Raw genomic sequence first — 25,042 nt, 5'->3', positions numbered from 1 at the left:
CTTACGACGCGGTCACGAAATCGATAAGTTCTTCGACCCGGCCGAGCAGGGCGGGGTCGAGGTCCCGGAAGTCGCGCACCGTGCCGAGGATGCGCTGCCAGCCGCGTGCGACGTCGGCCTGCGTCTCGGCAGGCCAGCCCAGGGAACGCAGGATGCCGACCTTCCATTCGGTACCCCGGTCGATCGCCGGCCAGCGGTCCAGCCCGAGGCGCTCGGCACGCACCGCCTGCCAGACGTCGACGTAGGGGTGGCCCAGCACCAGCACGGTGCCCTGCGGCACGTGGCGCAGCGCGTCGTCGGTCAGCCGCTGCTCCTTGGACCCGGGGACCAGGTGGTCGACCAGCACGCCGACGCGGTGCTCGGCGTCAGGCCCGAACTCGGCGAGCCGCTCGGCGAGGTGGTCCACGCCGTCGAGCATCTCGACCACCACGCCCTCGACGCGCAGGTCGTCGCCCCAGACCTTCTCCACGAGCTCGGCGTCGTGCTTGCCCTCCACCCAGATGCGGCTGCCGCGCGCCACCCGGGCGCGGCGGCCGTGCACGGCCACGGACCCGGAGGCCGTGCGCGTGGGCCGGGCGGGTGCGCGCGTCAGGACGGGCGCGGTGAGCTCGACCGGTTTGCCCTCGACCCAGAACCCCGGGCCGAGGGGGAAGGTGCGGGTGCGGCCCCGGCGGTCCTCCAGGACCACCACGTGCATGCCGCCCGACTTCTCCACCCGGACGACGGCGCCGACCCAGCCGGTCTCGACCTCCTCGACCACGAGTCCTGACTCGGCGGGCGTGGGCTGCGACGTCGGCCGACGCCCCCGCTGAGCGCCAGGGAAGGCGGGGGACAGGACGTCGGGGCCGTAGCGTTCGTCGCGCACCCTGTGAGCCTAGATCGGCGGCGCGGGCCGACGTCGGAGGGTGCCCGGGCGTGTCACGGGGCGTGTCCCCGGCGGGGCGGTCGGGCAGGTCACCGGGGAGCGCGCGCCCGGAGGGCCGCCTCGGTCCGCGTCGCCACCCCGAGCTTGCGCAGGATCGCCGACACGTGCACCGACGAGGTCTTGGCCGAGATGAACAGCCGCTCGGCGATCTGCCCGTTGGTCAGGCCCTCGGCGACGAGGGCGAGCACCTGCTGCTCGCGGGCGGTGAGCGTGTCCAGGCCGCTGTCCGGCCCTTCGGCAGGATGGCGTCCCTCGCCCTGGCCGGTCAGCCCTGCCCGGTCCAGGAGCCGCTGCGCCCGCTGGACGATCAGCCCCGCCCCGATCTTCTCCGCCTCGGCGACGGCCGACCCCAGCGTCGACCGCGCGCCGGCTCGGTCCCCGACGTTCAGCAGCCGCGCGCCCTCGCGGTACAGGGCGTACGGGCGCAGGTGCACGGGTCCGGCACCGGGCAGGTCGGCGACCGTCGTCCACGGGCCGGTGCCGAGCTCCGCCTCGAACAGCGCCGACCACCGGGGGAACGTCGGCCAGTGCGCGCACTCGGCGAGGGCCGCGCGGTAGGGGGCTTCGTCCACGTCCCGCCCGGCCGCGCGCAGCCGGGCGATCGCCAGGGCGGCCACGGCGAGCTGCGGCAGGTCGTAGGCCGGGATGCGCACGTGGTCCGGGGCTACCACCACCGACATGCGCTCCAGGGCCTCTGCCGGCTCGTCGCGCAGCAGCGCGAGCTCCGCCAGCGTCGCGCTCGTGCGTGACCTGATCTGCTCCTCCAGGCGCCCGAACCGCTCCCAGCTCACGGCCCTGCGGCGCGCCTCGGCCTGCGCCTGCTCCACCTGCCCCTGCCACATCATGAGCCAGGCCCGGCGGTCGCTGAGGTAGACGGAATACACGCTGTCGTGGATCGGCGGGACCGTCCGCTCGTACCAGGCGGCGGCCTCGGCCCAGTCGCCGCGCCCGATCCACGCTTCGGCGAGGTTCCCCTCGATCATGATCCGGGATCCCTCGGACGAGCCATACCGGCGTGCCGCGCCCACCCCCTCCTGGGCGATCTCCGCCGCGTGGGCCCAGTCGCCCACGAGGAGCCAGACGTCCGACCCGTTGATGTAGTACCGGCTCAGTCCTTGCCAGGTGTCCCCGGCTGCCTCGCGGCCGGCGTCGATCTCCGCGAAGCCGCCGGTGTCGCCGAGCTGGACCCGGCTCACGCCCCGCAGGTTCAGGGCGACCGACACGATCTCGCCGCTGCCGATCGCGCTACCGGTGTCGTGGGCGGCAGTCGCGGCCTCTATCGCTTCCCGGGGCCGGCCGTTGAGCATCGCGTGACGTGCCTGCAGGATCAAGAGCTGACCACGCACGGCGTCGTCCCGGCCGGGCTCCACGAGCGCGAGGGCCCGCTCGATGAGCTCGGGCCCCTCGTCCGAGCCGGCGTGGCCGGCGATGAGTGCCGCATCCGAGAGCATGCCGGCGAGGCCGGTCGGGTCGTCGTCGGGCCACTCGGCGATCGCCTCGTGGGCCACCGCCAGGGCGCGGGCGGTCCGGGTGGATCCGCGCAGCGACTCGGCGACCGTACGGAGCAGCTCGTGGTGCGGCAGGCCGGCTACGGCCTCGGCGTCGGGCACCTGTTCCCAGAGCTCCAGGGCGCGCTCGCCCAGGGTGACCGCGGTGGACGACGCCGCGCCGGCCGCGGCCGCCTGGTGCCCGACGACGGCCGCCGCGAGCGCCTTGTCGAGTATTCCCGCGCGCCACCAGTGGTCGGCGATGCGGGACAGCTTCGCGACCGACCGGGCGCGCCTGGAGAGGGCTTGCTCCAGCGCCTGTGCATAGGCGGCGTGCAGCCGACGCCGCTCGCCGGGCAGCAGCTCGGCGTACACGGCCTCCTGGACCAGCGCGTGCCGGAACGCGTACCCGACGTCGGTGACCACCAGCACCTGAGCCTCGACCGCCTCCCGAACCGTCTCCTCAGGCTCGGCGCCGACGTTCGGGACGGCACGCTGTCCGGACCCCGTCGAAGGGCGCCGTCCTGAGCTGGTCGAAGGGTCCGCCAGGACGTCGTCGAGCACGTCGTACCAGACGCGCGGGCCGGCGGCCGCGACCACTCGGCACAGCGCCTGGGCCTCCCGGCTCAGGTTCCAGTAGCGCAGCAGGAGGATGTCGCGCAGGGAGTCGGGCAGGTCGGTGCCGAGAAAGCCGACCAGCTCCTCGACGTAGAAGGGGACGCCCTCGCTGCGATCCGCGAGGTCGGCGAGCGACTCGGAGTCGAGGCCGGCGTCGAGCAGGTCCTGCGCCATCTCGCGGACCTCTGCCGCGCCCAGGCGGATCAGGTCGAGGCGGGTGGTCAGGCGGGCCCGGTCGAGCTCGGCCATGACGGTGCGCAGGGGGTGCGCGCGTCCGACCTCGTCGCTGCGATAGGCGAGAAGCAGGAACAGGCCGGGGGGCGCGGTGCGGGCGAGGCGGAGTGCAACGGCGCGGGTGACGTCGTCGGACCAGTGCAGGTCCTCCATGACCACGACGACGGGCCGCTCGGCTGCGAGGCCGGTGAGCAGGTCGGTGAGGACCTCGGGGATGCGGTCGGCTCCGGCGTCCGACGCCGGTGCGACGAGCTGGGGAGCGACAGCGGACAGGGCCCCTGCCGCGGGTCCGGCAGCGGCGACGACGGTGTCGGGGCCGACTGCCCGGACGATTCCGTGCAGCAGTCCGGCCAGGGCCGCGTACGGGAGAGGGCCGGACCCTTCGTCGGCGCACTGCCCGGTGACGACGGTGACGCCGTCGGCGCGCGAGGTGAGCTCGTCGAGCAGGCGGGTCTTGCCGATGCCGGCCTCGCCGGCGATCACGATGGTGCGGTTGGCGCCCGAGCGGACGTCGTCGAGAGCGGCCGTCAGCTCGCCGAGCTCACGGGCTCGGCCAACCAGGCGCGCGCGAGGGACCGGCATGGGCTCATCGTCCCATGCCGGTCCTGTCGTCGTTCCTGTAGTTGTTTCGCTGGTCGTCGTCTCGGTGGACATCGTCGCTGGTCAGCGCTGCGCGGCACGGCCGAGACGGTCAGGCGATGCGCGGCCGGACGGCGTCGGCCGTCCTGGTGCGGCCGGTGCGCTCGGTGGCGCGCCGCTCGGCCTGGCGTCGTGCTGTGGCCTTCTGCTCACGCGCCACCCGAGCCTGCTCGTTCCTGCGGTTGAGGTCCTGCTCGTTCCTGCGGTACTCGGCGTAGTCGGAGAACCCGAACATGGTGCTGCCTCCTGGTCGAAGCCGGCCCCTCGCCGGCAGTGACTCCAGACTCGTCCGTGAGGTACCCCACGCGGATCGGACGGTCGCCGCATCTTCCGGACGGGCTTTCCGAGCCCGCTCGGAGGCATCTAAGGCAATGCCCTAGGCGGGTCGGGACTTGGCCCCTGCCGTGTGCCGCGTAGGATTGGCACTCGGTTGGTGAGAGTGCTGGAAGCAGTGTCGGAGAGCGGGCCGGAACCCGGGCGCACGTCCCGTACGTTCTACCTGGACGGAGGTGAGCGCGATGAGCGAGGAACGTAGGCTCGATGTCTTGCGGGCGATCGTGGAGGACTATGTCCGGACACGTGAGCCCGTCGGATCGCGCATACTCACGGAGCGGCACCAGCTAGGCGTCTCCCCGGCCACCGTTCGTAACGACATGGCGGCCCTCGAGGAGGCCGGGCTCATCGCCCAGCCGCACACGTCGGCGGGTCGCATCCCGACGGACAAGGGCTACCGCCTGTTCGTGGACCAGCTCGCCGAGGTGCGGCCACTGACCGCGCCGCAGAAGCGCGCCATCGAGACCTTCCTGTCCCAGGCGGTCGACCTGGACGACGTGGTGGCCCGCGCCGGGCGGCTCATCGCCCAGCTGACGGGCCAGGTCGCGGTAGTGCAGTACCCGTCCCTGCGCCGTTCCGGGCTCCGGCACCTCGAGCTCGTGCCGACGGCCGAGGGGCGGCTCCTCGTCGTCGTCATCACGGACACGGGACGGGTGGAGCAGCGCTTCCTCGACGTGCCGGTCGACCTGGACGACGGCACCCTGGGCGAGCTGCGCGCCCGCCTCAACGCCGTGGCCGCCGGCCACCGGCTCACCGAGATCGGTGACGCGTTCGCCCAGATCACCGATGCGATGCCGGACGAGCACAAGCCGCTTGCGACGGCCGTGGCCGAGGTTGTCAGGGCCGCGCTCGCCGAGGAGAGCGAAGAGCGGATAGTGCTGACCGGCCAGGCCAACCTGGCGCGGGCAAGCATGCGGTTCGAACAGGGCCTGCGGCCTGTGCTCGAGGCGCTCGAGGAGCAGGTCGTCCTGCTCGGTCTCCTCACCGACATGATCGCCGACACCGGGGTGGCGGTGAGCATCGGCCACGAGAACCGGATGGCGGGACTGGCGGAGACCTCCGTCGTCACGTCCGGCTACAGCTCGTCAGACGGTGACACCGTTGCGATCCTGAGCTCGATCGGCCCCACCCGTATGGACTACCCGGGCACCATCGCCGCGGTGCGCGCGGTCGCGCGCTACCTGTCGCGAGTGCTGCCCAGCTGACCCCTCACCTCCCACAACTCCCCACAAAGAGAGACCTGTGACCGACTACTACGAGATTCTCGGTGTTCCGCGCGACGCCTCGCCCGAGCAGATCAAGAAGGCATACCGGAAGCTGGCCCGCGAGCTGCACCCCGACGTAGCCGGTGATGTGGGCGAGGACCGTTTCAAGGATGTCGCGCGCGCGTACGAGGTGCTGTCCAACCCTGACAAGCGCCAGCAGTACGACATGGGCGTGGACCCCACCGCGCCGGGCGGCGGCGCGGGCGGCGGCTTCGGTGCCGGGTTCGGGTTCCAGGACATCTTCGAGACCTTCTTCGGCGGCGGGCAGCCCACCGGGCCGGTGCCGCGCGCCCGGCGCGGCAACGACGCGCTCGTGCGGCTCGACCTCGAGCTGGCCGAGGCGGTGTTCGGCGCCAAGCGCGAGATCCAGGTCGACACCGCGGTCGTCTGCAACACCTGTGCCGGCGACGGCGCGCGGCCGGGCACCTCGGCGCGCACCTGCGACGTCTGCCACGGCCGCGGCTCCGTGCAGCGGGTCGCCCGCTCGTTCCTCGGCCAGGTCATGACGAGCCAGCCGTGCTCCGCCTGCGGCGGTTTCGGCACCGTGATCCCCGAGCCGTGCACCGACTGCTCCGGCGAGGGCCGGGTGCGCTCGCGCCGCACCATCTCGGTCAACGTGCCCGCGGGCGTCGACACCGGCACGCGCATCAAGCTCTCCGCGCAGGGCGAGGTGGGCCCCGGCGGCGGCCCTGCCGGCGACCTGTACGTCGAGATCCGGGAGCGCGCACACGACACGTTCGTGCGCCGCGGCGACGAGCTCCACTGCACCCTCCAGGTCCCGATGACGGCGGCGGCGCTCGGCACCGTGCTCGAGCTCGACACGCTGGACGGCCTGCAGGAGATCGACCTACGCCCGGGCACGCAGCCCGGCCAGGTCATGACCCTCAAGGGCCTCGGCGTGGGGCACCTGCACGCACCCGGGCGCGGCGACCTCAACGTGCACATCGAGGTCCAGGTCCCCTCGGCTCTCGACGAGGAGCAGACAGCGCTCCTGCAGCAGCTCGCGGTGCTGCGCGGCGAGGAGCGCCCCGAGTCACGGCTCGCGTCGGTCCACGGCGGCGTGTTCTCGCGCCTGCGCGACAAGCTCAGCGGGCGCTGACCGCCGACCGATGAGCGCGCCAGTCTTTCTCGCGGAGGCGGCCACCGCCCATCCGCTGTCCGAGTACGCGGTGGGCTCGTTGTACGTGCTCGACGGCGCGGAGGGCCGGCACGCCGGCGTGGTCCAGCGGCGCGGCCCGGGGGAGCGGATCGACGTCGTCGACGGCGCCGGCATGCGCCTGCGGACCGTGGTCGAGTCGGTGCACGGCGCGGAGGTGCACCTGCGCGTCGAGCAGACCGACGTCGAGCCGGTGCCCGCCGTCGTCGTGACGCTGGTCCAGGCCCTCGCCAAGGGGGACCGCGACGAGATGGCCATCGAGGCCGCCACCGAGACCGGCGTGGACGCGATCATCCCCTGGCAGGCGGAACGGTCGGTGGTCGTCTGGCGCGGGGACCGGGCGGCGAAGTCGAGGGCCCGCTGGGTCAGCACCGTGCGGGCCGCGACCAAGCAGGCCCGCCGGTCACGCATCCCGGACGTCGAGGTACAGCTGACCACCAAGCAGCTCGCCGCCCGGACCCGCGAGGTCGTCGCGGCGGGCGGCACGGTGGCGGTGCTGCACGAGGAGGCCACGGTCGCCCTCGCGACGGTGCCGCTGCCGGACGCCGGCGAGGTGCTCGTCGTCGTCGGACCCGAGGGCGGGATCTCCGAGGCCGAGGTGGCCCTGCTGACCGAGGCCGGAGCGGTCACCGCGCGGCTGGGCCCGCACGTCCTGCGCACGTCGACGGCGGGTCCGGTGGCGATCGCCCTCCTGAGCGAACGCCTGGGCCGCTGGAGAACCGCGTAGAGCTGCCCCGACTCGCTGGTCGGGCTTGTCGAGACCCAGGTCTCGACAAGCTCGACCACCGGTGGGGTCACCACCGGGCGAGGGCCGTCAGCTCAGGACGACGAACTCCACGCGGCGGTTCTTCTCCAGGTCCGCGAAGGTCCGCGGGACCACGAGCGGTTCGGACTCGCCGTAGCCCCTCGACGTCAGCCGGTCGCGCTCGACGCCCAGCTCCACCAGCTCGTCCAGCACCTCCTCGGCACGGCGCTCGCTGAGCCGCTGGTTGTGCCGCGGCGTGCCGACGGAGTCCGTGTGGCCCTCGATGCGGACCTCGACCTCCGGGTGCTCGCCGAGCACCTCGGCGGCCTCCCGCACCACCCTGCGGCCGTCCCTGGTCAGCCGTGCGCTGTCCGTGACGAACGTGATGTTGGGGATCTCGACCAGGTCCTCCTGGGCCTTCTCCCGCTCCGCGCGCGTGGGCTCGCGCTTCTCCCCGTCGTCGGCGCTCTCGTCGTCCGTCGCCTCGCCGTCCGACGTCGGCTCGGTCGCCTCGGGCGAGGCGGTCCCGTCCGCCGAGGGCGAGGCGCTCGCATCGGCGTCACCCTCGGCAGGGCCGTCGCCGCCGACGGCGCCCGTGGCCGCATCGGCCGCTACCGGACCGTTCGGCCCGTACGCCACTGCCGTGCGGACGCCGTCCACGTCGCCCACCACCTCGGCCGCCGCCAGCGCGTCCGCGTCGGTCGGCGCGGTCACGTCGGCGTCGCGGCCCGTGAGCTCGACCTGCACCCCGTCGAGCCCGGCAGCGTCGAGGGCACTCTGTGCGTGCTCCGTCAGCTTCGACTCGATCTGCTCGCGGAACCCCGTGTCCTGGACGCCCGAGAGCGCGCCCAGCCCGACGATCGCGATGATCACCGGGGGGAGAACCGTCCTCAGGTTCACGCCTTCACCTCGGACTGGCTGGGCTCGGCGTCGCCTCCGGCCGCCGCCTTCGCCTCGTCCGCGGCGATGGCCGCAGCCTTGGCGTCGGTGCCCTCGATCTCGTCGACGTCGGTGTAGTCGACGTTCTCGTTGAACTTGGCGCGCCGCTCCTGGCCGCCGACAAGGTAGTCCTGGTACTCCTGCAGCGCGTCCTCGTCACCCTCCGCCAGGAGCTTGGCCTGCTCGGCCCAGCTCGCGGCGGCCGGAGCGAACTTGATGCCGCTCGCGGCGAGCGCCTCGCGGAGCTGTGACTCCGGCGTGTCCGCGATCTTGGCGTAGGTCGTGTAGCCGGCGGCCTTGAGCGCGGCCTCGATCTTCGGGCCGATGCCCTCGATGCGCTGCAGGTCCTGCGGCTCGGGCTCGGGGGCTGCGGCGGCCTCCGCCTCGTCCTCGGCGATCGCGGCGGCCTTGGCGTCGGCACCGTCGATCTCGTCGACGTCGGCGTAGTCGACGTTCTCCGTGAACTTCGAGGCGCGGTCCTGGCCACCGATGAGGTAGTCCTGGTACTCCTGCAGGCCGTCCTCGTCGCCGTCCACCAGGTACTGCGCCTGGTCGGACCAGCTCGTCGCGGCCGGGGCGAACGTGATGCCGCCCGCGGCGAGCGCCGCGCGCAGCTCGTCCTCGCTCGTGCCCGCCAGCTTGGCGTACGTGGTGTAGCCGGCGGCCTTGAGGGCGGCCTCGATCTTGGGGCCGATGCCCTCGATGCGCTGCAGGTCCTGCGGCCCCGGCTCCGGCTCAGCTGCGGGCTCCGCGGCGGCCTCTGCCTCGTCCTCGGCGATCGCGGCGGCCTTGGCGTCGGCACCGTCGATCTCGTCGACGTCGGCGTAGTCGACCTTCTCGTTGAACTTGGCGCGCCGCTCCTGGCCGCCGACGAGGTAGTCCTGGTACTCCTCGAGGCCGTCCGCGTCGCTGTCCACCAGGTACTGCGCCTGGTCGGCCCAGCTGCTGGCCGACGGCGCGAACTTGATGCCCTGGCTCGCGACTGCCTCGCGCAGCTCGTCCTCGGTCGCGGCAGCGATCTTGGCGTACGTCGGGTAGCCGGCGGCCACCAGCGCGGCGGCGATCTTCGGGCCGATGCCCTCGATGCGCCGCAGGTCGTCAGGGGTCTCCACTACGGCGGCCTCGGGCGCCTCGGTCTTCGCCTCGGCTGCCTTCGCCGCGGCGTCCTCCTCGGCGGCCTTGCGCGCGACGGCCTCGGCCTCGGCGACGACGTCGGACTCGGCGGTCTCGACCTCCTGCTCGGCTCCACTCGTCTCGGCCTCGGCCTCGGGCTCTGCCACGGCCTCGGCCTCGGGCTCAGCGGGGACGGCGTCCTCAGCGGCACCGGCCTCAGCGACGGCGGTCTCGGCGTCCGACGCCTCGTCCGTGGCGGCGGCACCGGCAACCGCGAGCGCGGGAACGGGCTCGGCGTCGGCCGTCCCGGCCTCGGCCTCGGCAGTGTCGGCCTCGGCCGCGTTCTCAGCGCCGGCCTCCGAATCGGCGTCCGACGCCGTCGTCGCGGCCGCCGACCGGGCCGCAGCCTCGGCCTTTGCCGCGGTGTGCTTGCCCTTGGCGCGGCGGCCCCAGGTGAGCCAGCCGATCCAGATGCCGATCGCGAGGCCGATCAGGGCCGCGATGATGATGAATGCGAGCGATTGGGTGATGAACCAACCCACGCGAACCTCCAGGTGACTGCTGTGTGTGGTGTGAGGGCGACCGACGAGACCCGCGAGGTGGGCGACGACCAAATACGTCGCAGTACGCCAATCTCCATCGAACGCGGCAAACTCTCCCACATCCCTTTGAGCCAGGCATTCCAGACCATGTAACAGTACGGAAAAACATCGCGAAGTCCTGGTTGGTGCTGACGGGGCGCCCTGCGGAGTCGCTCGTGGGCGGGCGCCGGTAGCCTGCGAGACATGACGAGTACCGACAGTCCTGACTGCCTCTTCTGCAAGATCGTCGCGGGGGACGTTCCCGCGGACGTCGTGGCGTCGTCGGACACCGCGATCGCATTCCGGGACGTCGCCCCCAAGGCGTCCGTGCACGTGCTCGTGGTGCCCCGCGAGCACTATCCGGACGTGCCGGCGTTCGCGGCGTCGGACCCGGAGGGCCTGGCCGGCGTGATCGCGCTTGCCGACGGCGTGGCGAGCGACCTCGGGGACGGCCAGTACCGGTTGATCTTCAACACCGGGCCCAAGGCCGGCCAGAGCGTCTTCCACGTGCACGCGCACCTGCTCGCGGGCGGGGAGCTGCCCGGCTTCGCGTGACCTCACGTGCCGGATGCCGTGCCAGACGTTCAGAATTCACCCACGTCACCCGTCGTCCGGCCGCGGGAAAGACCGTGGCGGAGACCGGGCGGGTCGATAGGATGAGAACTGTCGTCATCCCTACCGCACGAAGGAGCGGATCGGCCCCCGGGGCCGGCTCATGACAACTACGCCCAGCACACAGTCCCAGACGCGGATCGAGCACAAGATCATCGTTCCGGCCCACATCCCGACGGTCGCGCTCCTCGGGAGCCGGGACTCGGTGCTGCGGGCCGTCGAAGAGGGCTTCCCCGGCGTCGACGTCCACGCCCGCGGAAACGAGATAGCAGTGACGGGACCGGCGGGCGACGTAGCCCTGGTCACTCAGCTGCTCGACGAGCTGATCGAGGTCGTCGCGGCGGGCACGCAGCTCACCCCCGAGGTCGTGAAGCGTTCGGTGGCGATGCTGAGCGACGCGTCGGCCTCACGCCCCGCCGAGGTCCTCACCTTCAACATCCTGTCCAGCCGGGGCCGCACCATCCGGCCCAAGACGGTCGGGCAGAAGGCCTACGTCGACGCGATCGACACGAACACCATCACGTTCGGCATCGGGCCGGCCGGTACCGGCAAGACCTACCTCGCCATGGCCAAGGCCGTGCAGGCGCTGCAGGCCAAGCAGATCAACCGGATCATCCTGACGCGCCCCGCCGTCGAGGCCGGGGAGCGCCTCGGGTTCCTGCCCGGCTCGCTGTCCGAGAAGATCGACCCCTACCTGCGCCCGCTGTACGACGCGCTGCACGACATGGTCGACCCCGAGCAGGTACCCAAGCTGATCGAGGCAGGCACCATCGAGGTGGCGCCCCTGGCGTACATGCGCGGCCGGTCGCTGAACGACTCCTTCATCGTCCTGGACGAGGCGCAGAACACCTCGACCGAGCAGATGAAGATGTTCCTGACCCGTCTCGGCTTCGGCTCCAAGATGGTCATCACGGGCGACGCCACGCAGATCGACCTGCCGGGCGGCACCACCTCCGGCCTGCGCGTGGTCGAGGACATCCTGCTGGGCGTGGACGACGTCGAGTTCTGCCGCCTGACGTCGGCCGACGTCGTGCGGCACAGGCTGGTGAGCGACATCATCGACGCGTACGCGCGGTGGGACGTGCTCACCGACGACCGCCGTCCGGGCCGCCAGCCGCAGGACCACCGCCCGGGGAGCAACAAGAGGCAGCGCCGGTGAGCATCGAGGTCAACAACGAGTCCGGGTTCGAGGTCGACGAGGCGGAGTTCGCCGCGCTCGGCCGGTTCGTGCTCGACGCCATGCGGGTGCACCCGCAGTCGGAGCTGTCGATCATCTTCGTCGACACCACCGTCATGACGGACCTGCACGTGCAGTGGATGGACGAGCCGGGACCCACCGACGTCCTGTCCTTCCCCATGGACGAGCTGCGCCCGGGGCGCGACGGCGACATCACCCCGGCCGGCACTCTCGGCGACATCGTGCTGTGCCCGGAGGTCGCGGTCACCCAGGCCAAGGCCGCCGGGCACTCCACGACGGAGGAGCTGCTGCTCCTGACCACGCACGGGATCCTGCACCTGCTCGGCTACGACCACGCGGAGCCGGAGGAGGAGACGGAGATGTTCACGCTCCAGCGCAAGCTCCTCCTGACCTTCCTCGCGACCCGGTGACCGGTGTGCTCGTACTGCTCCTGACCCTCATCATGCTGGTCGGCCTCTCACTGGCGGGCATGCTGTCGGCCGGCGAGGCGGCGCTCCTGCGCGTCACCCGCGCGTCCCTCACCGAGGCGCTCGCGGAGGCGGAGCTGGGGCAGTCGCCCGACCCGGAGCGCGCCGCGCGGATCCGGCGCGCCCAGGCGCTCGTCGTCGACCCGACGGCGATCGTCGCGTCCTTCGCGCTCGTGCGCGTCGTCTCCGAGGTGGTCGCCATCGCGGCCGGGACGCTGCTCGTGCAGCAGGCGATCCCGGGCGAGGGCGTCCCCAACGAGCTCCCGGTCATGGTCATCGCGCTCGTGGTGGGCGTCGTCGTCGGCGTCACCTTCGTGCGGGTCTCGCCGCGCGCGCTCGGCTTCCGCAGGCCGGTAGCGGTGCTGATCGCGCTGGTCGGGCCGCTGACCGGCGTCTCGCGCGCGGTCGCGTGGCTGACCCGGTTCTCGGTGCCGCGCTACGACCCGTCACCGCCCACCGAGGCCGAGCTGCGCGACATCGCGGACCGGGTGGGGGAGAGCAGCGCCTTCGAGGAGTCCGACCGGGAGCTCATCCGCTCGGTGATCGAGCTGGGCGGCACCATCACGCGCGAGGTCATGGTGCCCCGCACCGACATGGTGACGGTCACCGCCGACACCTCGCTCGACCGGGTGCTGCGGCTGCTCCTGCGCTCGGGCTTCTCGCGGGTCCCCGTGGTAGGCGAGTCGGTGGACGACGTCGTCGGCGTCGCCTACCTGAAGGACGTCGTGGCCGCGGTCCACTGGCCCGTGGGTGAAGGCGAGGGCGGCGTGCCGCAGCCGTCGCTGCGGCCCGCCTCGGACGTGGCACGGGACGCGGTCTTCGTGCCCGAGTCCAAGCCGATCGACGACCTGCTGCGCGAGATGCAGGCCTCGGCCAGCCACATCGCGCTCGTCGTCGACGAGTACGGTGGCGTCGCGGGGCTGGTGACCATCGAGGACCTCCTGGAGGAGGTGGTCGGTGAGCTCACCGACGAGCACGACACCGTGCTCGTGCAGGAGATCGAGGACCTCGGCGACGGGGTGTTCCGCGTGCCGGCCCGCCTGCCGGTGGACGAGCTCGGCGACCTGTTCGACCTGCGCCTGGACGACGACGACGTGGACACCGCCGGTGGCCTGCTCGCCAAGGTGCTGGGCAAGGTGCCGCTGGCCGGATCGTCCGTCGAGGTCGGCGGGGTCCACCTGGAGGCGGAGCGGGTCGAGGGCCGCCGCAAGCAGATCTCGACGATCCTCGTGCACCGCACGGAGCCGGTTGGCGAGCCGGATGACAGCAACGGTGGTCTCGACCAGCACGACCACCGTGATCAGAAGCGTGACCAGAAGGAAGTGACCTCGTGAGCGACGACACCACGGAACACCGGAGCGGGTTCGCCTGCCTGGTGGGCCGCCCCAACTCCGGCAAGTCCACCCTGACGAACGCGCTGGTGGGGCAGAAGGTCGCGATCATGTCGGCACGGCCGCAGACCACGCGGCACACCATCCGCGGCATCGTGCACCGGGAGGACGCCCAGCTCGTGCTCGTGGACACGCCCGGCCTGCACCGGCCGCGCACCCTGCTCGGGGAGCGGCTCAACGACCTGGTGCGGGACACGCTGTCCGAGGTGGACGTCATCGCGTTCTGCCTGCCCGCGGACCAGAAGGTGGGCCCGGGCGACCGCTACATCGCGGCGCAGCTCGCCGAGCTGATGACGGGACGCCGGGCGGTGCCCGTCGTCGCCGTCGTGACGAAGGCCGACCTCGTCACGCGCGCCGAGCTCATGGAGCACCTCGTCTCCGTCGATCGGCTGGCGAACGCCGTTGACCGCGAGTGGGCCGACATCGTGCCCGTGTCCGCGAAGGACGGCTACCAGGTGGAGGAGCTCGAGGCGGTCCTCATCTCCCACCTGCCCGCGGGACCCGACCTGTACCCGGACGGCGAGCTGACCGACGAGCCCGAGGCCGTCATGGTGGCCGAGCTGGTCCGCGAGGCCGCCCTGGAGGGTGTCCGCGACGAGCTGCCGCACTCCCTCGCGGTGGTCGTCGACGAGATAGTCGAGCGCGAGGGATCGGGCGACCCCGAGAAGGGCAAGCCCGCCCTCCTGGACGTGCGGGTCAACCTGTTCGTGGAGCGCGACTCCCAGAAGGCGATCATCATCGGGCGCGGCGGGTCCCGGCTGCGGACCGTCGGCACCGAGGCGCGGCGGGGCATCGAGAAGCTGCTGGGGCAGCGCGTCTACCTGGACCTCCACGTCAAGGTCGCCAAGGACTGGCAGCGCGACCCGAAGCAGCTGCGCAAGCTGGGCTTCTGACCCCGGGGCGAGGTCAAGCGGCTAAGCGGCCTGCCGGGGCGTCCCAGTCGATCCGGTAGTCGGTCACCCAGTCCCGCGTGGTCCGGGCGGCGGCCTTGCCCACGAGCGGCAGGATCACGCGGTCGCGGACGACCCTCGTGAGCGGGTTCGGGATCTTCTGGTTCGACGTGCGCTTCGCCTGGGCGATCAGCTTCTCCACCCGTTCGCGGCGCAACGCCTCGAAGGCCGCGAACGCGGCGGTGGGCTCGTCGTGGTCGCGCAGGAACCGCGCGAGCAGCACCCCGTCCTCGATCGCGAGCGACGCCCCTTGGCCGGAGGTCGGCGAGATGGCGTGCGCGGCGTCGCCGATCAGCCCGATCGGCCCGCGGTGCCACACGGGTACGGTCGGCAGGTCGAGGGTGTTCCACGGCGGCACGATCTCCGGCGTCGCCGCGATCAGGTCCAGCGCGGGACCGTCGTCGTCGGCGAAGAGGCGCTCCAGCTCGGCGCGCCAGCGGTCCGGGGTGCAGGCCGCGAGCTCGTCGCTCGTGGCCGCGCGGGCGCGCGGCACGTTCGCGAACCACCACACGTCCCCCGGCCCCCGGTTCGCGTAGGCGAAGAAGGCGCGCCGGCCGAAGACCATCGTGAACAGGCCTTCCGGCGTGTCCACCGACACTCCCGAGGCGTAGCCGCCGGTGTTCAGCAGGCCGGTGTAGCGCGGCGGCGGGCAGCCCGGGTCGAGGATCTCCCGCACGCGGGAGTGCAGGCCGTCGGCGCCGATGAGCAGGTCGCCCTCGGCCGTGGTGCCGTCCGCGAACGAGGCGACCACACCGCCACTCGTCCGGGTCGCGTCGACGAGGCGCTTGCCGTACTCGATCGGGATGCCGCGGCGCACGGCTTCGTCGCGGAGCCGGATGTAGAGGTCGGACCGCCGGACGGTCTGGCTGACCGTGCCGGCGGCGTCGTCCCGGCTCATCGCGAGGTGGGCCAGGAGCCGGCCCGACGACCCGCGCAGCTCCAGCGCGGGCGTGTCGAAGCCGCCTAGCTCGCGGTGGTCGATGCCCAGCACCCGGAGGGCGGCCAGGCCGTTCGCGGCGAGGTTGAGGTAGGCGCCGACGCCGTCCGCGGTGCGCTGGTACGCCTCGTGGACCGTCGCGTCGATGCCCGCCTTCTGCAGGGCCATGGCGGTCACGGGTCCGGTGATCCCCGCTCCGATGATGATCGCTCTCATAGAGACACCATAAGATGGGTAACCATAAGATGGCAAGGTGTTGGAGCGAGAACCTCAGGTCGAAGTCCCGCCTAGGCTGGGCGCCGTGACCCAGGACTCCCGGCCGCGTTCGCCGCTCGCGATGGTGCTGCTGGCGCTGCTCGCCGAGGAACCCATGCACGCCTACCGCATGCAGCGGCTGATCAAGACGCGGCGCAAGGACGACGTCGTCAACGTGGCGCGCAGCAACAGCGTCTACCAGACGATCGAGCGCCTGCTCCGCGACGGCCTCATCGAGGTCCACGAGAAGCTGGCGGCCGAGACCGGGCCGGCCCGGATCGTCTACGCCCTGACCGCCGACGGCAGCAACGCCCTCCGCCGCTGGATGGACGCCGCCCTCGCGACGCCGGCGCGCGAGTTCCCCGAGTTCCGGGCGGTCCTGGCGGTGCTGGCGATCACGGGACCGGACCTGGTCCGGGACCGGCTCGCAGAGCGCGTCACGGCCCTCGAAGCGGTCCTGGGCCAGGCCGAGCGCGACGCGACCACGGCGCAGGAATGGGGCCTGGCCAGGGTGCTCATGCTCGAGCACGAGCACCTCGTGGCCGTCACGCGCGCGGAGCTGGACTGGGTGCGCGGGGTCGTCGCGGACCTGGGCTCGGGGGCGCTGACCTGGGACACCGAGGAGATGCTGGCCTCCCGTCCGCCGGAGTGAATCGCCGCGCCGCCAGATCGAGGGTCGGGGCTGCCGGGCGTAGCATCCGAAGGTGCTCTTCAGGACGGTCGCCACATCCGCCGCGATCCTTGTCGCACTAGCTGTCACCGGCGCAGTCGCGGGCCCGGCCTGGGAGCCGGCGCCCGTGACGACGCACCTGCGCCCGGCCACCGGCTCGACAGCGATCGGGGGCGCCGCGCCCGACGTGGGCGCGCCCGGCGACTACGAGGTGCGCGAGTCCGCCGTGACGATCCCGCTCGCCGACGGGCTGGAGGTGGGCGGCCTGCTGCGCGAGCCGATCGATGCGCGCGGCGACGCGGCCGACGACCCCGCTGCGGACCCCGCCGAAGACCGCCCGGGGGTCGTGTTCGTGCACGGCGCGGGCACCGGTAAGGCCGCCGAAGCGTTCACGCTGGCCGCGACCGCGCTGGCGAGCGCGGGGATCGTCACGCTCGTGCCCGACAAGCGGCTGGACAACTACTCCGTCCGGCACCGCGACTACGAGGCAATGGCGCGCGACTACGCGTACTCGGTGAGCTTCCTGCGCGACGTCCCGGGCGTCGACCCGGACGACGTCGGGCTGTACGCGGAGTCCGAGGGCGCGTGGGTGTCGCCCGTGATGATGGTGAACGACCCGCGGCTCGAGTTCCAGATCCTGGTCTCGGCCCCGGTGGTGCCGCCCCGGCAGCAGGCCGCGTACGCCGTCGACAACTACCTGCGGAACACGGACGTGCCCGGCGGGGTGTTCCGCGCGATCCCGCGCGCGGTGGGGATGAAGGTGCCGGGCGGCGGGTTCGAGTACGCGGACTTCGACGTCCGCCCGTGGCTCAAGGAGCAGGACGACCCGATCCTCGCCGTCTACGGCACCAACGACGCCTCGATGCCGCTCGAACAGGGCACGCGGGAGCTCTTGGACGACGCCGACGACGTCACCGTGCGGTTCTACGACCGCGCGAACCACGGCATGAACGTGGAGACGCCCGAGGGCCTGCTGCTGCACCCGGACTTCGCGCGCGACGTCGCCGACTGGGTGCTCGGGCTGCCCGCCACGGCCTCCGCCCCGCCGCAGGTCGCGGGCGCCCAGCCCGAGCAGCTCTACCTCGCGGCCCCCGTGCCCCAGCCGCACTGGTACGGCGACGGCGACTGGCTGGTCGGGGTGGTGATCACCGCCTGCGGGCTGCTGGCCCTGGGACCGCTGCTCGTGGGCGGCGCGGTCCTGACGGGCCGCCTTGCCCGACGTCGTTCCGGTCGCCAGGGCGTCCACCTCGCCCCTGGGCTGCGCGCACCCCTGACCGGGCTCGCCGTCGGCGCGGTGGCGACGATGGTCGGGCTCGTGGCGTACGTCGCGGTCGTCGCGCGGCTCGCCCTCGACTACGAGAAGGACGCCCTCGTGGTGCAGGGCGGCTGGATCGCCGTGCGGCTCCTCGGCATCGTGGCCGTCGTCGCGGCGGCGCTGCTGCTGAACCGGGTCCGTGACCTGCGCGGCCGGGTAGCGCGGTCGGGGGTCGCCCTCCGACAGGGTCAGGAACCGCCGGTCGAGACCGCGCGTGCCCGGACCTCGCGCGCGGGCGTGCTCGTCGTCTCGGCGGGCTTCTGGGTGACCGCGCTCGGGGCGTCGGCGCTGCTGGTCACGCTGGCGTACTGGGGCGCGTACCAGCTCGGGATCTGACGGCGGCTCGCCGTCGACCCGGCATCGGGCAGCACGTCCGGGAGGCGCAGGTGACGCACCTGGTCCACGTGCGTGGTCGTCGCCAGCGCGGCGCTGTGCCCCGCGGGCGCGGGCACGTGCGTCAGATACGGGCGGGGGTGGGGGAGCCGGACCGACGGGTCGGCCGTGACGAGCGTCGGGCGTGGCCCGGTCACGTCGAGGTCGCGGAGCGGGATCGCCAGGCCGTGCCCGGTGAGCTTCGTCGTCGCCTCCTTCCGCGTCCAGGACGCGAGGAGCGCGTCGGCCCGGTCGCGCGCCGGGAGGCGGCGCCAGGCGTGGTGCTCGGCCCGCGTGAGCGCGGCGGCGGCGAGGTCGTCCAGGTCGCGGTCCGCCGGGCGGGCGTCGAGATTCGCGCCCACCCGGCCCTCGCCCACCACGGCGACCAGCACCCAGGCCCGGGTGTGCGAGACCGAGTAGTCGAGGGTGGTCCCCGGGACGTGCGGGCGCCCGTGCTGGGGGTCGCCGCAGCGGTCGCAGGACCGGTTCACCGTGATCTCCTCGGGCGCGACGCCGAGGTAGCGCGACAGGATGAGCCGCTGGGCGGCCCGCGACGTCAGGTGGACCTCGGTCGCGACCTCGTCGAGGCCTACGAGCTGCTCCTGATCCGGTACGGTCAGCAGGCGCGTCCAGGCTTCCCGGCGTCTGACCGGAACGAGCCAGACGTCGCAGGTGCGGGGTGCCGGTGTGGCAGCTGAGTCCACTGCGTCCTCCTGTGACCTCGACGTGCCGTCGGCTGCCGCCGACGTCGGTTGTTCCACGCACATCGGATGTGATGGTCGTGCGCAGAAATACAGCTGTGACCCGACTCGCCGTCGTTCGGCCTGACAGGGTCCGTTCCCAGCGGGTAGAAACGTGGTGAACCCTGCGCCGCCAGCCACACTTACCCCAGTCTCGACCAGCGGCGTTATCGAGGAGTGAACGGATGATGGACCAGCACGCCTCCGAGCGTGACGAGAGAACTTCGGCCGACGCCGCGCAGGACGTGAACGGCGCGCCGACCGAGAACCTCGGTCACGAGTACGTCACCACGATCTCGCCAGGGGTCGCGTCAGGCACCGCATCCGAGGACTCGGAGGCCGTCAGCCCCTTCGCGAACATCGCCGCGGCCGACTACGTCCGGGACGCCATCGCCGCGCTCGCCCTCCTCGTGTCGCTCGCGCTGCCGTGGAACCTCCTCGACCGCTCCGCCGACCGGGTCGAGGTGGTCCTGGCCGTCGCGCTTTCGCTCGCGTCGCTGTCCCTGCCCTACCTCGCGCGCTTCGCCGTGCTGCCCGTCACATGGACCGTGCACTCGACGCGGCGCGCGCGCCTGCTCGCCGGGCTCCCGCTGGCCGTGATCGGCCTGATCCACCTCGTGCTCGACCTGGGCGGCGGCACGGGTGTCGGCACCGGCCTAGGCCTCGCGCTCGCCGGCGCGGCGCTCGCCGCGACCCCGCGCGACAGCGAGCTGGGGCCCATCGAGCAGGACGGCGCCGTGGTGCGCAGGTGGCGGCTCGGCCTCGCCGGCGTCGGGATCCTGATCGCCGTGGGCGCCGTCGTCGCCACGCTGCTCGCCGAGCTCGCCGAGGACGCGACGCTGGGCGACCGGCTCCTGGCGCCCGTGTGGCTCGCGCTGGCGCTCGGCATGGCGTGGCTCCTGGTGGGCGGCACCGTGCGGCACGACCGCCCCTCCCGGCTCGTGCTCGTCGCCGTCGGCATCGTGCTCGCGCTGCTCTTCGTCTTCACCGCTGGCGGTGTGCTGACCGGCATGGAGTCCATGCGCCCGGGCGTGACGGACCCGAGCCGGTTCGGCCTCGTGCTGCTCCCGCTCGCCGCCGCTATCGCCGGTTCGCCCGCGGTGCGCCGGGACCCCGCGGCCGACGCCGAGGTCAGCACCGAGCGCGCCGCAGGCGTCTGGGTGCGCGTGGCGGTCCGGGCGTTCGACGTCATGGTGCTCCTCGCGGTGTGCAGCGCGCTCGCCGCGCTCGTGCAGCTCATCGATCCCGGCTTCGACGTGACGCTGATGGTGCGCCTCGTGCTCGGCGTCGTCGTCGCGGGCGTCGCGTGGTTCGCGCGCCGCTCCCTCCTGCGCGACCCCGGCACGGGGCACGTGCCCGCCGTGGGCGCCGCCTGTGTGGCAGGCGTCCTGGGCCTCGTGGTGGTCGTCGCGACGTCCGGGGCGGGCCTCGGCGTGGACCTCGGCGACCTGCTCATGGCCCTCGGCCTCCCATGCGTCGCGGCATGCGCGCTGATGGTGCCCAAGGCGGTGCGCGAGCACTTCCAGACGGCCGGCATCGGCGGCGAGGCCGACGTCGACCGGAGCCAGGCCTACGTGTGGGCACCGCCGCAGCCCAAGGGTGACAAGGCGCCGCCGGCCACGCTGCCGGAGCAGCCCGTGCGGAGCGCCCCTGAGCTACGCCGTCCGGCGGAGCCGCGCCGGGTCACCTCGACGGGCGCGGTGCGGACCGTCGCCGGTGCGACAGCCGCCCAGCGCTCGGCGGTGCGGGCCGCCGAACCGGCGTCGGGCGAGGTCTCGCTCGGCGCCATGCGCACGGTCGAGGACATGCCGGCCGCCGGCGCCCCGATGGGCGAGACGGCGACCATGCCCCCGGTCCGCTCGGGTCCGACGCCGGTGGCTTCCGGCCAGCAGCCGGTGGTGGCCGCGCAGCAGTGGGCTTCCGCCCAGCAGACCGCGCGCATCCAGCCGGTCGGGAACGGCCAGCAGGCGGCCAAGGCGCCGTCAGGTGGCTCGGCCGCTCGCGACGAGGGCCAGGAGCAGGTGACGCGCCGGGTCGTCGTCGGACAGGGGCAGGCCGCCGCGGGCTCGGACTACGGCTCCGAATCGGGGCACACCGCCGTACTGCCGCCCGTGGGCGGCAGGTGGAGCGCCGCGCAGGCGCTCGACCCGGCCACGCCGCTGGCGGACCTGGCGAGGATCGTCCAGGAGGCGCCCCACCTGCGGCCGCAGGTCGCCGCGAACCCGTCCACGTACCCCGCGCTGCTGGACTGGCTGGGCGCGCTCGGCGAGCCGCAGGTCGACGCCGCGCTGCGCAACCGCCGCTGAGGCGCGCCCGTCGGTCGAGCCGGTTTGGACCGGTCTCGACCGACGGGTAGACGTCCGCATCATGAGCCCGACTCGCGTACCGAACCTGGACGGGGGGTACAGTGACGTCGTGCGCCCGACGGTGATCCTTCTCCTTCGCTGCCGCGACGAGGCCTAGACAGGCCGGTCCCTCGTCGCGGAGGCTTGGTGTGCCGGCCAACCTCACCGAGCGAAGGACACATGATGGAGAACAGCACCACCGCCACCACCCCCGGCGGAGTTCACGACACAGAAGTGCGCGGCTCAGCGGGCGGGATCATCGAAGACAACCCGCAGCAGACGTCGGGCATGCCGATCCAGAAGTACCGGCCCTTCCACGAGCAGTTCAGCGTGGACCTCCCCGACCGCACCTGGCCCACCAAGCATGCCGAGCACGCGCCGCGCTGGTGCGCGGTGGACCTGCGCGACGGCAACCAGGCACTCATCGAGCCGATGAACCCGGAGCGCAAGCTCCGCATGTTCGAGCTGCTGGTCTCCATGGGCTACAAGGAGATCGAGGTCGGCTTCCCGTCGGCGAGCCAGACGGACTACGACTTCGTGCGCAAGCTGATCGAGGAGAACCGGATCCCCGACGACGTCGTGATCCAGGTACTCACCCAGGCCCGCGCCCACCTGATCGAGCGCACCTACGAGTCCATCGAGGGCGCCAAGCAGGTGATCATGCACCTGTACAACTCCACGTCCGTGCTGCAGCGCGAGGTCGTGTTCCGGTCCGACGAGGACGGCATCGTCGACATCGCGCTGGACGCCGCCAAGCTGTGCCGCAAGCTCGAGGAGACGGTCCCGGGCACGCGCGTCTACTACGAGTACTCGCCCGAGTCGTACACGGGCACCGAGCTCGAGTTCGCGGCGCGCATCTGCAACGAGGTGATCGAGGTCTTCGAGCCGACGCCGGAGCGCAAGGTCATCATCAACCTCCCCGCGACCGTCGAGATGGCGACGCCCAACGTGTACGCCGACTCGATCGAGTGGATGAGCCGCCACCTCAACCACCGCGAGAACGTCATCCTGTCGCTGCACCCGCACAACGACCGGGGCACCGCCGTCGCGGCCGCCGAGCTGGGCTACCTGGCCGGCGCCGACCGCATCGAGGGCTGCCTGTTCGGCAACGGCGAGCGCACGGGCAACGTCGACCTGGTGACCCTCGGCATGAACCTGTTCTCGCAGGGGATCGACCCGCAGATCGACTTCAGCGACATCGACGGGATCCGCCGCACGGTCGAGCACTGCAACCAGATGCCCGTGCACGAGCGCCACCCCTACGTGGGCGACCTCGTGTTCACGGCGTTCTCGGGCTCGCACCAGGACGCCATCAAGAAGGGCTTCGAGCACATGGCCGGGCGTGCGGAGGCGGCCGGGGTCGGCGTCGACGACCTGCAGTGGGGCGTGCCGTACCTGCCGATCGACCCGCGCGACGTCGGCCGGTCCTACGAGGCGGTGATCCGGGTCAACTCGCAGTCCGGCAAGGGCGGCGTCGCCTACCTGCTCAAGAGCGAGCACAACCTGGACCTGCCGCGCCGCCTGCAGATCGAGTTCTCCCACGCCGTGCAGAACGTGACCGACGCGCAGGGCACCGAGGTGACCGGCGCGGACATCTGGCGGATCTTCACCGACGAGTACCTGCCCGTCGAGGAGGGTGCGCCGTCCGGCCTGGAGCACTGGGGCCGTCTCACGCTGCGGGGCACCCGTGCGGTGTCGGCAGAGGGCGAGCAGGACACCCTCGAGGTGGACGTGGTGGACCGCGGGCAGGAGCTGACCCTGACCGGCACCGGCAACGGCCCCATCGACGCGTTCGTGAACGCGATCGCGCAGGTCGGCATCGACGTACGCGTGCTGGACTACACCGAGCACGCGCTGTCCGAGGGCGGCGACGCCAGCGCCGCGGCCTACGTCGAGTGCGCGGTGGGCGACGACGTCCTGTGGGGCGTCGGCATCGACCCGTCGATCACGCTGTCGTCGCTCAAGGCGATCGTGTCCGCGGTGAACCGCGCGGAGCGCACCCGCAGCTGACCCCCGCCCTGCCCTCTTGTTGTGGGCGCGATCGTTGCGGCTACCTGACCGCTTTAGGCGCAACGATCACGCCCACAACAAGGTGGACGGTCAGTTGACCCTTGTGTACGTCGCCTCGAAGCCGTTGCTGCCCCGTTCCGTGTAGGTCGTCTCGTCGCAGGTGTACTCCAGCGCCTGCGTCGGGACGTTGGGCTGGCGTTCGGCGCTCTCCCCGCTGAGCGCGATGGTCATCGTGACGTCCCGGAAGTCCGAACCTGACGTCGTGAGGACGCCGTCGTCGCTGGTCGAGACGATGTACGACGCCGTACCGGTCCAGGTCTCGGTGAGCTCCCCGATCGAGGTCTTGGCGCGGGCCGGCTCGGCGTCGTCGTAGTGGACCAGCTGAGTGCCGTCGGCGCGGAACTCCGTCACTCGTCCCTCGAAACCCGTGGCCTCGACGGTCTCGTCGAGGGCGTCGATGCGCATCTTCGTGGTCAGGCTGTCCAGCCGCCACTCACCCACCAGGCACTCGTCGATGGCCGACGGCGACGGCTCCGCGGAGGCCGACGCCGAGCTCGTTGCCGCGGCGTCGGGCTCGGCGCCGGGCATGCCCAGCACGAACGCGGTCGCGATGCCCCCGACGACCAGCACCCCTGCGGCCGCGAGGAGCCAGGTGATCGGGCGGGACATCCTGCGCGGCGCCGCCGGCTCGGGATCCGGGGTCGGTGCGGGCGCCCGCTCCGACGGCTGCACTTTCAGCACCGTTGCCTCGTCGTCCCTCAGCGCGGTCTCTTCGTCGTCGTAGACCTCCGGCACATCCGGTCCCGGGACGATCTTGGTGGTCGCGGTTCGGAGATCGGCCGGGGTCCCGTTCGCGAAGTCGACGATTTCCTGCAGGTTCGGCCGGACGTCGGGATCCTTGGCCAGGCAGGCCTGGACGAGTGGGAGCAGCCAGGCGGGGCAGGCGCTGAGGTCGGGATTCTCGTGGACCACCCGGTAGTACACGACGGTGGTGTCGCCCTCGCCGAACGCACGCTGCCCGGTCGCGGCGTAGAGCGCGACGGCGCCCAGCGCCCAGATGTCGGCCGCGGCCGTGGAGCCGCTCCCAAGTACCTGCTCGGGCGCCATGAAGGACGGCGTACCGACCTTCAGCCCGGTCCGGGTCAGCGACGTCGTGTCGGCCGCCTGGGCGATCCCGAAGTCGATGACGTACGGGCCGTCCTGGCCGAGCAGGATGTTGGACGGCTTGAGGTCGCGGTGCACGATGCCGACCTGGTGCACGGCCCGCAGGGCCTCCGCCAGGCCGGCCAGCACGCTGCGCACGTCGGGTTCGGACAGCGGGCCGTGGGCCTGCACGACGGCGGAGAGCGACGGGCCTTCCACGTACTCGACGGCCATCCACGGCTGGGCGCCATCCGGATCGGCGTCGATGACGGTGGCGAGGAACCGGCCACGGACCTTCATCGCCGCGACGGTCTCCCTGCGGAAGCGGGTGCGGAACTCCGGATCCTGGACGTACTCCTTCAGGATGGCCTTGAGGGCCAGCTTTCGGCCGGTGCGGGTTTCTGCGAGGTAGACCACTCCCATTCCGCCGGCCCCGATCCGACCGAGAAGCGGGTAGCCACCCAGCTCCTGCGGGTCGTTCGGTTCGAGCGGGTGGATCTGCGGGGCTGCCCCTGAGCCTGGCACGATCATGGGGGAAACATACCGGACTATCCTTGAATTCACCCGACATATCAGTCAGGGTGATTCGTATCTGCTCAGAG

At 72.4% G+C, this 25,042-nt stretch carries 19 protein-coding genes and 1 pseudogene; 12 read left to right on the top strand and 8 right to left on the bottom strand.

Annotated elements, in window-relative coordinates; all coding sequences use genetic code 11:
• Position 1 precedes the first annotated feature (1 nt).
• The 3 genes from IE250_RS04340 to IE250_RS04330 form a co-directional block, all read right to left on the bottom strand.
• Positions 2-865 carry a DUF3097 domain-containing protein gene (locus IE250_RS04340; RefSeq protein ID WP_189667992.1) on the bottom strand — a complete coding sequence of 288 codons (864 nt, stop codon included), beginning with the start codon at positions 863-865 and terminating at the stop codon, positions 2-4.
• A gap of 89 nt (positions 866-954) precedes the next feature.
• The gene (locus IE250_RS04335) at positions 955-3,846 is read right to left on the bottom strand and encodes a helix-turn-helix transcriptional regulator (protein WP_189667991.1); all 2,892 of its coding nucleotides are present in this window, start codon (positions 3,844-3,846) and stop codon (positions 955-957) included.
• 109 nt (positions 3,847-3,955) lie between these two features.
• A complete protein-coding gene (locus tag IE250_RS04330) occupies positions 3,956-4,138 on the bottom strand; it encodes a hypothetical protein (protein ID WP_189667990.1) in 183 nt (60 codons plus the stop codon).
• 283 nt (positions 4,139-4,421) lie between these two features.
• Between IE250_RS04330 and hrcA the strand changes: the two genes are divergently transcribed.
• The 3 genes from hrcA to IE250_RS04315 are packed head-to-tail and all read left to right on the top strand — an operon-like array spanning position 4,422 to position 7,384.
• On the top strand, positions 4,422-5,441 hold the full coding sequence (hrcA, locus tag IE250_RS04325) for a heat-inducible transcriptional repressor HrcA (protein ID WP_189667989.1): 1,020 nt from the start codon (positions 4,422-4,424) through the stop codon (positions 5,439-5,441).
• 37 nt (positions 5,442-5,478) lie between these two features.
• Positions 5,479-6,600 (top strand): molecular chaperone DnaJ, encoded by a 1,122-nt coding sequence (dnaJ, locus tag IE250_RS04320; protein ID WP_189667988.1) that lies wholly within the window; start codon positions 5,479-5,481, stop codon positions 6,598-6,600.
• Positions 6,601-6,610: 10 nt separating this feature from the next.
• Positions 6,611-7,384, top strand: a complete 774-nt coding sequence (locus IE250_RS04315) for a 16S rRNA (uracil(1498)-N(3))-methyltransferase (RefSeq protein ID WP_189667987.1) — start codon at positions 6,611-6,613, stop codon at positions 7,382-7,384.
• 87 nt (positions 7,385-7,471) lie between these two features.
• Here IE250_RS04315 and IE250_RS24800 read toward each other — a convergent pair whose 3' ends face one another.
• Together IE250_RS24800 and IE250_RS04305 are read right to left on the bottom strand one after the other, a co-directional pair.
• Positions 7,472-8,302: an OmpA family protein gene (locus tag IE250_RS24800; RefSeq protein WP_189667986.1), complete on the bottom strand. Its 831-nt coding sequence runs from the start codon at positions 8,300-8,302 to the stop codon at positions 7,472-7,474.
• Complete coding sequence (locus tag IE250_RS04305) at positions 8,299-9,996, bottom strand: helix-hairpin-helix domain-containing protein (RefSeq protein ID WP_189667985.1); 1,698 nt, start codon at positions 9,994-9,996, stop codon at positions 8,299-8,301. The genes IE250_RS24800 and IE250_RS04305 overlap by 4 nt, the downstream gene beginning before the upstream one ends.
• 243 nt (positions 9,997-10,239) lie before the next feature.
• On the opposite strand from IE250_RS04305, the gene IE250_RS04300 reads away from it, so the two are divergent.
• The 5 genes from IE250_RS04300 to era all read left to right on the top strand — a co-directional run bounded on the left by IE250_RS04300 (position 10,240) and on the right by era (position 14,596).
• Positions 10,240-10,590, top strand: coding sequence for an HIT domain-containing protein (locus IE250_RS04300; protein ID WP_189667984.1), 351 nt, complete (start codon positions 10,240-10,242; stop codon positions 10,588-10,590).
• A 160-nt stretch (positions 10,591-10,750) separates the two neighbouring features.
• Positions 10,751-11,806: a PhoH family protein gene (locus IE250_RS04295; RefSeq protein WP_189667983.1), complete on the top strand. Its 1,056-nt coding sequence runs from the start codon at positions 10,751-10,753 to the stop codon at positions 11,804-11,806.
• Positions 11,803-12,255 carry an rRNA maturation RNase YbeY gene (ybeY, locus tag IE250_RS04290; RefSeq protein ID WP_189667982.1) on the top strand — a complete coding sequence of 151 codons (453 nt, stop codon included), beginning with the start codon at positions 11,803-11,805 and terminating at the stop codon, positions 12,253-12,255. The genes IE250_RS04295 and ybeY overlap by 4 nt, the downstream gene beginning before the upstream one ends.
• A complete protein-coding gene (locus IE250_RS04285) occupies positions 12,252-13,646 on the top strand; it encodes a hemolysin family protein (protein ID WP_189667981.1) in 1,395 nt (464 codons plus the stop codon). The genes ybeY and IE250_RS04285 overlap by 4 nt, the downstream gene beginning before the upstream one ends.
• On the top strand, positions 13,643-14,596 hold the full coding sequence (gene era / locus IE250_RS04280) for a GTPase Era (protein WP_189667980.1): 954 nt from the start codon (positions 13,643-13,645) through the stop codon (positions 14,594-14,596). Before IE250_RS04285 ends, era begins: the two co-directional genes overlap by 4 nt.
• Before the next feature lie 13 nt (positions 14,597-14,609).
• Here era and IE250_RS04275 read toward each other — a convergent pair whose 3' ends face one another.
• Positions 14,610-15,806, bottom strand: a complete 1,197-nt coding sequence (locus IE250_RS04275; protein ID WP_189667979.1) for an FAD-dependent oxidoreductase — start codon at positions 15,804-15,806, stop codon at positions 14,610-14,612.
• 85 nt (positions 15,807-15,891) lie between these two features.
• Here IE250_RS04275 and IE250_RS04270 point away from each other — a divergent pair, with 85 nt between their 5' ends.
• Both IE250_RS04270 and IE250_RS04265 read left to right on the top strand, forming a co-directional pair.
• Positions 15,892-16,497 (top strand): PadR family transcriptional regulator, encoded by a 606-nt coding sequence (locus tag IE250_RS04270; RefSeq protein ID WP_229872119.1) that lies wholly within the window; start codon positions 15,892-15,894, stop codon positions 16,495-16,497.
• Positions 16,498-16,549: 52 nt separating this feature from the next.
• On the top strand, positions 16,550-18,166 hold the full coding sequence (locus IE250_RS04265) for an alpha/beta hydrolase family protein (protein ID WP_189667978.1): 1,617 nt from the start codon (positions 16,550-16,552) through the stop codon (positions 18,164-18,166).
• A gap of 197 nt (positions 18,167-18,363) precedes the next feature.
• On the opposite strand, the pseudogene IE250_RS24345 reads toward IE250_RS04265, so the two are convergent.
• Positions 18,364-18,969 (bottom strand): annotated as a pseudogene (locus IE250_RS24345) (4'-phosphopantetheinyl transferase family protein); the annotation flags it as partial.
• A gap of 158 nt (positions 18,970-19,127) precedes the next feature.
• On the opposite strand from IE250_RS24345, the gene IE250_RS04260 reads away from it, so the two are divergent.
• Positions 19,128-21,248: a DUF7937 domain-containing protein gene (locus IE250_RS04260; protein WP_189668375.1), complete on the top strand. Its 2,121-nt coding sequence runs from the start codon at positions 19,128-19,130 to the stop codon at positions 21,246-21,248.
• Positions 21,249-21,467: 219 nt separating this feature from the next.
• Entirely contained in the window at positions 21,468-23,297 is a 1,830-nt protein-coding gene (gene leuA / locus IE250_RS04255; RefSeq protein WP_373301580.1) for a 2-isopropylmalate synthase, read from the top strand.
• 90 nt (positions 23,298-23,387) lie between these two features.
• Here the strand turns inward: leuA and IE250_RS04250 are convergent, their stop codons facing one another.
• The gene (locus tag IE250_RS04250; RefSeq protein ID WP_189667977.1) at positions 23,388-24,971 is read right to left on the bottom strand and encodes a serine/threonine-protein kinase; all 1,584 of its coding nucleotides are present in this window, start codon (positions 24,969-24,971) and stop codon (positions 23,388-23,390) included.
• Between the last annotated feature and the right edge of the window lie 71 nt (positions 24,972-25,042).

It is taken from the genome of Promicromonospora soli, assembly GCF_014653785.1.
Taxonomy (GTDB): Bacteria; Actinomycetota; Actinomycetes; order Actinomycetales; family Cellulomonadaceae; genus Promicromonospora; species Promicromonospora soli.
This window is presented reverse-complemented; position numbering and strand designations above follow the sequence as displayed.

Bases quoted from the DNA above. Each gene is read 5' to 3' on its own strand.
- IE250_RS04335 (WP_189667991.1), bottom strand. From the start codon at position 3,846: ATGCCGGTCCCTCGCGCGCGCCTGGTTGGCCGAGCCCGTGAGCTCGGC.
- IE250_RS04330 (WP_189667990.1), bottom strand. From the start codon at position 4,138: ATGTTCGGGTTCTCCGACTACGCCGAGTACCGCAGGAACGAGCAGGAC.
- hrcA (WP_189667989.1), top strand. From the start codon at position 4,422: ATGAGCGAGGAACGTAGGCTCGATGTCTTGCGGGCGATCGTGGAGGAC.
- IE250_RS04315 (WP_189667987.1), top strand. From the start codon at position 6,611: ATGAGCGCGCCAGTCTTTCTCGCGGAGGCGGCCACCGCCCATCCGCTG.
- IE250_RS04300 (WP_189667984.1), top strand. From the start codon at position 10,240: ATGACGAGTACCGACAGTCCTGACTGCCTCTTCTGCAAGATCGTCGCG.
- IE250_RS04295 (WP_189667983.1), top strand. From the start codon at position 10,751: ATGACAACTACGCCCAGCACACAGTCCCAGACGCGGATCGAGCACAAG.
- IE250_RS04275 (WP_189667979.1), bottom strand. From the start codon at position 15,806: ATGAGAGCGATCATCATCGGAGCGGGGATCACCGGACCCGTGACCGCC.
- IE250_RS04260 (WP_189668375.1), top strand. From the start codon at position 19,128: ATGATGGACCAGCACGCCTCCGAGCGTGACGAGAGAACTTCGGCCGAC.
- leuA (WP_373301580.1), top strand. From the start codon at position 21,468: ATGATGGAGAACAGCACCACCGCCACCACCCCCGGCGGAGTTCACGAC.
- IE250_RS04250 (WP_189667977.1), bottom strand. From the start codon at position 24,971: ATGATCGTGCCAGGCTCAGGGGCAGCCCCGCAGATCCACCCGCTCGAA.